At 68.4% G+C, this 8,306-nt stretch carries 7 protein-coding genes; 1 reads left to right on the forward strand and 6 read right to left on the reverse strand.

Going from position 1 to position 8,306, the window contains the following annotated elements:
* Window positions 1-208 precede the first annotated feature (208 nt).
* Genes VIR15_RS04380 through VIR15_RS04405 form a run of 6 tightly spaced genes read right to left on the reverse strand, consistent with a single transcriptional unit; the run spans window position 209 to window position 6,809 of the window.
* Window positions 209-2,311: a CapA family protein gene (locus VIR15_RS04380; RefSeq protein ID WP_331926255.1), complete on the reverse strand. Its 2,103-nt coding sequence runs from the start codon at window positions 2,309-2,311 to the stop codon at window positions 209-211.
* A complete protein-coding gene (locus VIR15_RS04385; protein WP_331926256.1) occupies window positions 2,308-3,327 on the reverse strand; it encodes a poly-gamma-glutamate biosynthesis protein PgsC/CapC in 1,020 nt (339 codons plus the stop codon). The genes VIR15_RS04380 and VIR15_RS04385 overlap by 4 nt, the downstream gene beginning before the upstream one ends.
* Window positions 3,324-4,655 carry a poly-gamma-glutamate synthase PgsB gene (gene pgsB, locus VIR15_RS04390; RefSeq protein WP_331926257.1) on the reverse strand — a complete coding sequence of 444 codons (1,332 nt, stop codon included), beginning with the start codon at window positions 4,653-4,655 and terminating at the stop codon, window positions 3,324-3,326. The genes VIR15_RS04385 and pgsB overlap by 4 nt, the downstream gene beginning before the upstream one ends.
* Complete coding sequence (locus VIR15_RS04395; RefSeq protein ID WP_331926258.1) at window positions 4,652-5,527, reverse strand: hypothetical protein; 876 nt, start codon at window positions 5,525-5,527, stop codon at window positions 4,652-4,654. The genes pgsB and VIR15_RS04395 overlap by 4 nt, the downstream gene beginning before the upstream one ends.
* Entirely contained in the window at window positions 5,496-5,648 is a 153-nt protein-coding gene (locus VIR15_RS04400; RefSeq protein WP_331926259.1) for a hypothetical protein, read from the reverse strand. Before VIR15_RS04400 ends, VIR15_RS04395 begins: the two co-directional genes overlap by 32 nt.
* A gap of 3 nt (window positions 5,649-5,651) precedes the next feature.
* Window positions 5,652-6,809 carry a hypothetical protein gene (locus tag VIR15_RS04405; protein ID WP_331926260.1) on the reverse strand — a complete coding sequence of 386 codons (1,158 nt, stop codon included), beginning with the start codon at window positions 6,807-6,809 and terminating at the stop codon, window positions 5,652-5,654.
* A 200-nt stretch (window positions 6,810-7,009) separates the two neighbouring features.
* On the opposite strand from VIR15_RS04405, the gene VIR15_RS04410 reads away from it, so the two are divergent.
* Window positions 7,010-8,062, forward strand: a complete 1,053-nt coding sequence (locus VIR15_RS04410) for an NlpC/P60 family protein (RefSeq protein WP_331926261.1) — start codon at window positions 7,010-7,012, stop codon at window positions 8,060-8,062.
* Window positions 8,063-8,306: the final 244 nt, after the last annotated feature.

Genomic DNA, 8,306 nt, shown 5'->3' on the forward strand with positions numbered 1-8,306 from the left:
TGCTTCTTCACGTCAGCTTCCAATGGCATGGATGACCGACTCCTTATCTTCTCGTTGCGCGGTGCTCCAGGGCATGTCCACCTGGGCGCTCTCTCTCCGCGGCCGGTCAAACGGCATCGCCAAGCGTAACAGCGGGCCTCCTTCGTCCCCTAATCGTCCGCCGGTGCCTCGCGGCACTGCCGGCCCGGAGTGGTGAGCATCGATGCCCTCACCGGACGAGCGGCGAGCTGTCCGCCGGGGCGGCGCTGTCCGAGCGGAGGGTCACCGTGCCATTGCGGAGCCCGCCGACGACATCGTAGCGACGGCCCGAGCGGCCCTTCGGCGCCCAGTCGACCAGACTGACATCATCGATCGCGAGCCGACGGATCGTCTGTCCACCCTTCGGGGCGTCGAGCACGATGTAGACCTGGGCGGCAACGGCCTTTCGCGGAGCGGTGAGGTCCAGCCGCACCGGCTGGCACCTTTCGGGCGACCATGCCCCTGTAGGCAGTTCGAGCTTCGTGCTCTTGGTGCTCGGGCCCGCCATGTCCTCATACCAGTGGACCTCCAAACGGCTCCCCTCGGATGCCTGGCGGATGTTGGCAACAAGGGTCAGTTGCTGCCCTTGGACGACCGGAGACCTGTGGTCCGGTGACATCACGGCCGTCTCGGTGCTGAGCGGCGTGCGCGCCAGCTGGATCCCGTGGCCGGAATGGCACGAAGCGTCGCCGCTCACCGTGGCGTACTTGCCTAGAGACCAGGCCGGGATCGCCCCGTCCGACGCTCCAACGACGGTCGGCTCGAAGGAACCCGTGCCGAAGAGCAGGTCGGTGCCGGCCCGGACCTGGTCGTTGAGATCGGGAGCGGGCGCGAGCCACCAGCCGGGGCTGATGCGGCGCACCTCGTTCTTGGCCAGCTCCGCCTTGGCGGTGGTCGGGGTGGTTGGGGGCTTGGCGTCACCCAAGGGAACCGCCGCAGAGTCGCGGTTCATGACCACCCCGCCCTCGACCCAGCCCGAAGCGATGCGAGCCACCGACTCGGCCACCGCTCCGACCGCGGGGCGGGGACGGTAGTCATCGATGAGGATCGGATCGGTGTCGGCCCGGACCAGCTGGGCAGCTGGCGTTCCACCCTTGGCTTTGAACCGGGCATCGACGCGCAAGAGGTAGGACGGGAGTGTCGACCAGAGGTCCTGGTCGAAGGCGAGATTACCGAGGGACTCCGCGAACAGGCTGGAGCCGGTGTGCACGAGCCCGCCGACAACGTGTGGATGGCTGCCCACCACGAGCTGGGCTCCGGCCTGTGTCGCGGTCTGGGCGAGATCACGGACCTCGCGAGTCTGCGAGCGGCGGTACTCGGCGCCACCATGGATGGTCACGATAACGAGCGGTGCCTGCTGGCGTGCCTTTTCCACCGCCGCAGTGAGCAGCGCGGGTTCGCACTCCGCCGCGCCGCCGTGCCGAGCTTCCGCGACGTAGGAGGTGCCGGAGTGTCGACCGTCGACCGTGGTGCAGCCGACGAAGGCGACGCGGTTCCCACGCACCGTCAGGACCGCCGGTTTCCACGCCTCTGCCACGGTCGACCCAGCGCCGAAGTGCTTGACGCCAGCTGCGTCGAGCGCGGCGATCGTGCTCTTCAGCCCGGCGCCGAGGCCGTCGAAGGTGTGGTTGTTGCTCAGTGACACGACCTCGACCCCGGCATCGGCGAGGGCCTTGGCCGAAGCCGTCGAGCTGGTGATGACGAGGTCCTTGGTGGGGTGCAGGCCCTTTGGGCGCTTGCCCGCGCCGTTCCACGGGTCCGCGACAAGGGCTGTCTCGAGGTTGACGATGCTGAGGTCGGCGTCGTCAAGGAGCGGACCTACCCCGGACAGGATGCCGGCGATGTCGTTCGGCGTAGCTCCGTGCTTGAGGATGGGGCCGCGACCGGCCACATCTGCGTAGTAGCGGCGCCCGAACATCACGTCTCCACCGAACCTCAGCGAGACGGTCTCATCCGGCTTGGCGGTCAGCCGCAGATCGGTCACGGGGCCGGGCTCTGCTGCCACGCTCCTCGGCAGATGTCCTTCCGCCGAAGCGGTCACGACTGCCGCCCGAGGATGTTCCAGCGAGAACCGGCCGTCGCCGTCCGTCGTCACCCGCTTGGCGTCGAGCCACACCTCGGCACCGGCGAGCGCGGTCCCGTCCTCGCTTCGCACGATGCCGGTGATGAGGGATCGCGGGTCGGTCGCCTGCACGGGCGTGTCGGCCAACTGGGCGACGACCGTGACGGAGAGCGCCACCGCGACGGTCGCGAAGGCGGGCAGCGCAAGGCTCACCGGCGAACGGCGGGTCACGAGAGAGCTCCTGCCCAAGCGAGCCCCGCCGCGATGAGGTTGGTCAGCGCGAACACACCGAGCCCGACGAGGACGGTGCCCCAGATCGTCCGCTCCCAACCCTGTCGCTGGGCATCGTTGGCGATGAGCGAGGGAACGATGAGCGTGGCCACCGTGAGGCCGAGCCAGGGTACGTACTCGCCGTGGGTGAGCCATTGGATGGCGAGGTCGGCACTCCATCCCACCAGTGCGCCCACGAGGATCATCGCGGACACCTTCCTGCGGCCGAAGAGGAGCAGCCGCGGCATCATCAGCTTGACGACGATGAACCACGTCACCGCGGCGACGGCGGCGGTGAACAGGAGGTCGCCCCACCGGGGACTCACAAGTGCCAGGTAGGCCCCCGTGATGAAACCGCCCGAGCGGATCCCCAGCCGCCCGTGGACGAGGATCCCGATGAGGACGCTGAGTGCCACGGCCACGATGAGCAGCTCTCGGGGGTAGCCGAGCGTTGCTGACAGCTGGGCCGCCTCTACGGGCTTGTTGCCGGGCAGGATTGCCAGGATGCTGGAAACGACGTAGGCGAACGCGACGAGGATCCCCATGGTCGCCGAGATGGCGAGCACCGTCCGCCTCGGGCGCTGCCGAGCCATGTCGTGCGCGATGATCCCCGGGACGAGGAACCCGATTCCGGCGAGGGCGAGCAGCGCCGGGTCGAGCTCACCGAGCGCGTGTGCCACCAGCGTGCACGCCATGATGAGGGTCAAGCCGACGAGCACCTCGGCCTCGAACTTGCGCCGGCCGTAGAGGATCCACCGGGCGCCGAGCACCTTGCTGACGATGACATGCGTGAGATACCCCACGCCCAAGGTCACGGCGACGGCGACGGGGCGCACCACCGAGAGCGCTAGATACGCCGGGACGATCGACCCGCCGGTCGTCAGCTGGGCCCTCTCGTAGAAGATGACACTGATCATGACGCCGACGACGATCGTGAGACGGACGACGTCAGGCGAGAGGACGTAGGCGCTGGTCATCGGTCGGACCGCCTCGCCGTCACAGGCACGCGACGCGACGCAACGCGATGAAGACGGGCGGTGCCGGCGGGAGCACGGTGCGGCCGACTCGCCTCCACGATCTCGTCGAAGACGTTCTCGCCGTCGTGCTCCGCGAAGTGCTCCAGGAGCAGCTCCGCCTGATGGGTGTGGATGTTGACCATTCCGATGAGCACGCCCGACTGGCCCGGAATGAGGTCGGCGATCCCGTCCAGCAGCTCGTCCAGAGTTGGCTTGACGTCGTCGCCGAAACTGTGGATCCGCGACGCCGGGTAGCCGCCCTCGACCATGGTGCGGGTGACCTGTGACTCGTACGCACCGAGGGTGATGACGTGGTCCAGCTGGTGTGCGAGGTCGTGGGGCACCATCTGGGCGAAGAGCTCCGCGCGCCGTCCTCGGTCGGTCCGGTTGTTGAGCAAGGCGACGACGGTCCCGTCCTCCGGGAAATACGGGGCGAGCGTCTGGAAGGAGCCGATGACGCTTTCCCGATCGTTAGCGGCGAACAGCGGAATCCAGAGGACCTGCTTGTCCCGGATGGGGTACCACTTGAGCCGGACGACTCCGACGTCCGGGACGGACTTCCACATGCCCTCGATCGCACGCTGCCGAGGAATGCCGAGCAGGCGCGCGACCTCGAGACCGATGGCCACGTTCTCCTTGAACTGCACGTAGTCGAAACCGGCCATGTCCTCGTCGCTGACGGTCAACGGATCGGCGTGCACCAGACGCGAGCCCAGCGCGGCTGCGTTGCGCTCCAGGCGCTGACGAAGATGGGACCGGTCCTCTGCGGTGATGAGCACGCCGTTCTCGGGGATGGTCGCCGAGAGCGAGTCGGCGATCTCCTCGAGCGTCTCTCCCATCTCCTCCTGGTGATCCTCACGGACGTTGGTGATGATGGTGATGTCCGAGCGCACCATGAAGTCCTGGGAGTACTTCTGGTAGAGCGGTCGCACCGCCATGCACTCGATGACGAGGGCCTCCACCTCACTCGTGACGTGCGCGGCGACGACGTCGATCTGCTCGTTGATCGTGGGCGCTCCGCGCCGGATGATAGGCGTTTCCTCGCCCATGGGGCCGATGACGCGCGCGGCCGAACCGGTGGTCTTTGCCACCGTGACGAAACCGCCCTCCCGGAGGACGCCTGCGACGAGACGAGTGACCGACGACTTGCCCCGGATGCCGTTGACGTGGATCCGCACGTCGAGCTGGTCCAGCCGTCGTTGATGTTGACGCACAGCGGTGCCCCAGTGCGTGACGATTCCTGCAGCCGCGAGGAGAAGGATCCCGAGGCAGACGAGCGACGTGATCATGCCGAGAGCTGGCCTTGGGAAGAGCCTTCGGACAGCAGGTCGAGCGCCTCGTCCACGAGTCCATCAGCGCGACCGTCAGCGCCGCCGCTCGCCGCGACGAAGGCCGCCCGCAGCGCGAGGTGGTCGGCCACGAACTGTCGGCTCCGGTCAAGCGGTCCCGAGAACGTGGCGGCACTGGCAGCGAGGGCGATGCGTCCCAACGCCTCCATGCCTGCCACCGCGTCGGTCGCCGGCATGATGACAGCGAGGGTGCGCTCGTCCAGGGCGAAGACCACGTCCAGCTGGCCGGTGACCGACTCGACGTTGCGGGCAACGGCACGTCGTGCCGTGGCCACGGCTGGATCCTCCTCGACGTCGGAGGCGTAGGCGAGAGGGCTGGACTCGACCACGGCCAGTGACAGCGGTTCCCCCGTCCGGTGGGCTCGTCCGAGCTCCTCCTCGAGGCGGAACATCCCCACGTCGGTGCTGAGCACGCCGAGAGCGCTCGACGCCGGTGAGATCGTGCCCACGACGGGTCGTGCGACGTGGTCGAGCGAGCTTCTCAGGTGCTCACCCAGGATGCCCACGACCCACGCCGCCACGATCACCGTCAGCACCTCGGCCCCGATGACGAAGAACTCCCGAGCCGAGAAGTCGCCGCTCAACCTCTTGAGGACGATGAGCCCCGCCGCCCCGCCCAGCCCGATGACGACGCCGAGGTAGCCGTCACGCGCCAGCGATGCTCCTACGGCGGCCATGATGACGAGGGCGAGCACGATGCGACCCAAGCCGGTCTCGACGCCGACGAGAACACCTGCACCGAAGACCGAAATGACGGCCATCGCGAAGCGAGGCCGGAACTCAGTCCAGGCCGTCGTTGCTCGGTCCGACATGGTCACCCCCTCGGAGGCGCCACTTCGCCAGAGCGAAGACAACGGCGAAGAGCGCGGAGGCAACGAGGCCGGCGATGAGCTCCCCAGCCCATGGAGCGGCAGCATCATCAAGAACGTGCATGCGTCACCCCAGATCAACCGGCCAGGACAGCACGACGCGGGTGCCCACGGGCGAGGCCAGGGCGTAGATGCCAGGGCCGACCAGCCGCGTCTCGGTACCAGTGACGGAAAGGCTCACGCCCACCCCTCGCCCTGAACCAAACGGGGATCGATCCGTGTCCACGCGGCCGGCCGCTACTCGGCTCAGGTCACTTAGACCGAGTGTTGCCCCTCGCACGTCGATGTTGACCTCCGCGACGACGGTTCCTTCGAGGGTCGCCGTGTCGGCACCACGCGTGGCTACCACCAGAGACACGTCGTCCGGTACGACGACGGCGAGGGCGGCGCTGACTGCGCGCACGACCGCCGTGTGGGCCTCCCTCGAGTCCCCGGCGACGGGCAGCGGGCTCTCGGCGCCGTAGACCTGCGGAGCCGGAACTCCGTGCACACGAGCAGCATCGCCGGCGGCATGCGCGACCACGGAGACGAGGTCGAAGGTGCCCACGCCCGCATCCAGCAGGCCGACAGCCCGGATGAAGCTCCTGAGCCGACCGGCGAGGACATCGGCCCGCTCGAGCATGGTGTGCGCCTCGCTGGCCCGCCGCTGAACGGTTGCGTCTGCCGCGTCGCGGCCGGTGTCCACGAGTGCATGGAACCGGCCCCCGGTCACACACCGCTCCAGCTCCGTCGCGACGTGGGCGATCGCCTTCGCCGCGGACACGCGCTCCATGCTGTACGCGCGCGCTGAGAGCAGGTCGGCAACGGACATCAGGTGCCGCACGTCGTCGTCGGCCCAGTGCCGGAGCACACGGTCGAACGCCGCGACGAGTCCGCACGGCCTGCCCGCCGAGTCCCGCACCGGCACCATGACGGCCGAGGCCAAGCCTTCCAGGTCCCAGGTGGACAGTCCGGCCGCCGCGGCGTGGTCGGCGAGGTCGACGGCCACCACGGGCCCGGTGATTCGTGCGAGCAGCGTGGGAAGGAGCTGGGTGGCGATCGGCCCGCGGGCCGATGGCAGATCGAACTCTTCTCTGGGCCACCAGCGCGTCCTATCCGGCCCGAGGGAGGCAACCCCCAGCCGGCTGCCCGGAAGCGCGGCCGCTGAACGCGCGCAGGAGAGCAGGAGATCGACGTCCGCGGCGGGTCTCGGGTGAGCGCGCAGGGACCGGTGGGTGTCCGTCACTGTTCCTCTGTCCGGGTAGGGACCGGCTGGTCAGATTGACCCAGCTCCCCCCAAGCGGCAGGCCGCGGTTGACTGTACCAGCCCACGAGGGACCGGACGAGTTGAGGCTGTGCGCTGCTGGTAGCCTCAACGCCGTCGTCTGCCCAGATCCCGTGGGTGCAGCTCGGCACTCAGTCACTCGTTCTTGAGGAAGCGCGGACGTGCACGACTCACCGAAACACCGACCCGCAGCGGGGCTCTCACGCCCTTCCGGGTTCGTCGCGATCGCCCTGGCCGCACTCCTCGGGCTGGGGGCCTGCGCCACCGAACCGACCGCGCTCCACGTGTCTGACTCGGTGGACAACACGCTCGATGGCGCAGCTGAAGGCGCCAGCGAGGCCTCCGCGACGGAGCTCGTCTACGAACGTCTGTCCGACCCGCCTCGGACGGTCGTCAAGGACGGCTCGGGACAAGTGGTCGCGACGTTCACAGACGGCGCCCGCACGGTGGTCGTCACCGGACCGGAGCGCACGTTTGAGGAGCCGACGGCCACCGAGGCGACGGTGACCACCACCAACTGGGTTCGACTGGCCCCGCGGGAGTGGTCCAAGGGTGCAGAACGGGAGGACTGGTTCGAGCCGTGGTTCGACGCCGCTCGTCGGAGCAAGGCGAAGGACGTGCTGGGCATCGCCTTCGAGTACGTCGAGGGGGCCCCGGACGGAAAGAAGGACGGCCTGCGGATCAAGGGGGACGCCTCGTTCGGGCCGCCCAACAAGACCGGGTCGAGCCGGCTCGAGGCGAACGACTTCTACGACTACCTCGGAGTCGACTGGAAGTTTCCCGATGTGGGGCTCGAGCGTGCCGAGGCGCGACGTTACGGGTCGCTCGACTGCTCCGGCTACTGGCGCATGGTCCTGGGTTACCGGATGGGCCTGAAGCTGCGTGGCTCGAACGACGCCGGCCCGGGACTCCCGCGACGCGCCTACGCCATCGCCGATCACGGCCCCGGAGTGGTCGTGGTGCCGGACAAGGGACGCACCGCGACCGACTATGACGCACTCCAGATCGGAGACCTCGTCTTCTTCGAGACCGAGAACGGCGGGGTGCTCGACCACATGGGCATGTATCTCGGTATCGACTCCTTCGGGAGGCACCGGTTCCTCTCGAGCCGGGCTGGGGCGAACGGCCCGACGATGGGCGACATCATGGGGACGTCCGTGCTCGACGACGACGGCTTCTACTCGCGCGGCTGGTACACCGCACGCCGCATCTGACGGCAGTCGAGCCGTATGCCGCTGAGCCGGCTCCCACCGTCACGTGACCCGGGAAGCCGGCTCAGCGGCATACGTCACGGTGGGTGGCGCGAGGGGCTCGGTAGAGGCGGGGTTTGCGGACGGGAGGATCCCTATGTGCGTGTTTGTGTGCGTGAGGGCCCGGGTACGTGCACCGTACTCGGGGCAATACTCAAAGGAGCGAAGTACCACATGATCATCCTCGGACTCATCCTGCTGCTCATCG

The sequence above is a fragment of the Intrasporangium sp. genome (genome assembly GCF_036566125.1).
GTDB lineage: Bacteria > Actinomycetota > Actinomycetes > Actinomycetales > Dermatophilaceae > Intrasporangium.

Bases quoted from the DNA above. Each gene is read 5' to 3' on its own strand.
- VIR15_RS04400 (WP_331926259.1), bottom strand. From the start codon at position 5,648: ATGCACGTTCTTGATGATGCTGCCGCTCCATGGGCTGGGGAGCTCATC.
- pgsB (WP_331926257.1), bottom strand. From the start codon at position 4,655: ATGATCACGTCGCTCGTCTGCCTCGGGATCCTTCTCCTCGCGGCTGCA.
- VIR15_RS04395 (WP_331926258.1), bottom strand. From the start codon at position 5,527: ATGTCGGACCGAGCAACGACGGCCTGGACTGAGTTCCGGCCTCGCTTC.
- VIR15_RS04385 (WP_331926256.1), bottom strand. From the start codon at position 3,327: ATGACCAGCGCCTACGTCCTCTCGCCTGACGTCGTCCGTCTCACGATC.